Raw genomic sequence first — 2,120 nt, forward strand, 5'->3', positions numbered from 1 at the left:
CCCCGTGACCGGGCCGCCCCACCCGAGTCGCCTCCCGCCGCCCCAGGCACCAGCCCGCAGCCGGAGGCGCCCGGCACGGCCCGGCCGTCGGTCGGCCTCACGTACGCCTCCGGCACCGGCCCGCACCTGGCGCGCCCCCGAGCCCGCCGCCTCGCTCAGCCTCGCGACCGTCCCGGCGATCAGACCGGAACCGGAAGCACTCCCTCTCCCCGTGTGCTCTTCGGCCGTCCCGCCTCAGGTCAGCCGCAGCGGCCGGCCACGTAGCCGTCGCTGCCTGTGTAGACGTAGGCGTCGGAGATGTACTGGCCGTCGTCGATGTTGTCCCAGACGTTGGTGGTGCCGTACGGACCGGAGATGGTCTGGCCCGGGGTCTGGCAGTAGATCGGCACCCTGGCGCCCTCGGAGAGGACGCGGACGATGCCGTAACTCGTGCTCGGGCCGCTGCGGACGTTGACGCGGACGCCCGGCGCGACCGAGTAGTACCGGACGGCTGCCGTGACCGCGGCCGCGGTGGCCGTCACCGTCGCGGCCTGCTCCCCTTCGCCGTCACCCGTGATTTCTTCGGCATGCTCGACAGACATGGCTGAACTCCCCCCGTTTAAAACGCCTTCGAACCCCGTTTGGTCCCCATGCAAGCCATGGGGACCCTTTGATACCCCTGAATCAGGACACACACACCTGTGCGTCTTTCGCACGTGAAGGCTAGCAAGCCGCCTCTGTCCCGTACGTGTCATCGACTAGGCTCCGAGCGTCGCGGGGGCGGCCGAAACAGCACGGGGGTGGACCCATGGCACCGCAGCGGGGCACCGGGTCGGGAGCGGAAGCGGAACTTCCCGAGTACTCCGGTCAGTACCGTCTGGAGTCGTGTCTGGGTTCCGGCGGCATGGGCGTCGTCCATCTGGCCACCTCGACCTCGGGGCTGCGGCTCGCGGTGAAGGTGGTGCATGCCGAGTTCGCCAAGGACCCAGAGTTCAGAGGGCGTTTCCGGCAGGAGGTGGCCGCCGCCCGGCGGGTCAGCGGTGCCTTCACCGCGCCTGTCGTGGACGCCGACACCGACAGCCCCCGGCCCTGGATGGCCACCCTCTTCATCCCCGGCCCGACCCTCGCCGAGCACGTCAAGCGGAACGGGCCCATGCCGCCTGGACAGTTGCGGCGGCTGATGGCCGGACTCGCGGAGGCCCTGCGCGACATCCACCGCGCCGGTGTGGTGCACCGGGATCTCAAGCCCAGCAACGTGCTGCTCGCCGAGGACGGCCCCAAGGTCATCGACTTCGGTATCTCCCGGCCGAAGGACAGTGAACTGCGCACGGAGACCGGGAAGTTGATCGGTACACCGCCGTTCATGGCCCCCGAGCAGTTCCGGCGGCCCAGGGAGGTCGGGCCCGCCGCCGACATCTTCGCCCTCGGTTCGGTGACCGTGCACGCGGCCACCGGGCGCGGCCCCTTCGACTCCGACAGCCCCTACGTCGTCGCCTACCAGGTCGTCCACGACGAGCCGGACCTCACCGGCGTACCCGGCAACCTCGCGCCGCTCGTCCGCGCCTGCCTCGCGAAGGAGCCCGAGGACCGGCCCACGGCGGACGAGCTGATGCACGAACTCCGGTCCGTGGCCGCCTCGTACGACACCCAGACCTTCATACCGACCCAGCGGGAAAGAGAGCGGGAAAGGGAGAAGGAGAAGGAGAGACAGGGGGCGGGGTGGGCTGCCGTCCCGGGCACCGGCCGACCCGGCGACGACCACGGCAGCGACCACGGCGGCGGCTACGGCGGCGACACGAACACGGGACGGGGCAACGCCGAGAACTCCGGCGCGGGGGAGGGCGGCACGGGGGCAGGATCGGCCCCGGGCACCGGCGGCGCTGGAGACGGGTCCAACTCCGGCACCGGCACCGGCACAGATCCCGGCTCCAACTCCGGCACCGGCACCACCCCCGGCTCAGGCACGACTACGGGCACAGGTGTCGCCGATGACCGTGGCGTGTCCGCGCCGCCTCTCGACGGTGGGCATGGAGGTGGGGCCGGTAGGCGCTTGCGGCGGCGGGCCGTTCTGGTCGCCGCCTCCCTCGTGTTCGTCGCGGGTGGGGGGTTCGTCTCGGCGCGGATGCTGGGCGGTGACGGCG

The 2,120-nt window shown here is 71.6% G+C and carries 2 protein-coding genes; one reads left to right on the top strand and one right to left on the bottom strand.

The features are described 5' to 3' along the window. Positions 1 to 239 precede the first annotated feature (239 nt). Positions 240 to 581, bottom strand: a complete 342-nt coding sequence (locus P1P70_RS43825) for an SH3 domain-containing protein (RefSeq protein ID WP_319247970.1) — start codon at positions 579 to 581, stop codon at positions 240 to 242. A gap of 206 nt (positions 582 to 787) precedes the next feature. Between P1P70_RS43825 and P1P70_RS43830 the strand changes: the two genes are divergently transcribed. Next, a partial coding sequence (locus tag P1P70_RS43830) for a serine/threonine-protein kinase (RefSeq protein WP_319247973.1) occupies positions 788 to 2,120 on the top strand: 1,333 nt, incomplete at its 3' end.

Origin of the sequence: Streptomyces sp. MB09-02B (assembly GCF_033794485.1) — a bacterium.
Lineage (GTDB): Bacteria > Actinomycetota > Actinomycetes > Streptomycetales > Streptomycetaceae > Streptomyces.

Excerpts from the sequence above, each read along its gene's own strand:
- P1P70_RS43825 (WP_319247970.1), bottom strand. The coding sequence starts at position 581 with ATGTCTGTCGAGCATGCCGAAGAAATCACGGGTGACGGCGAAGGGGAG.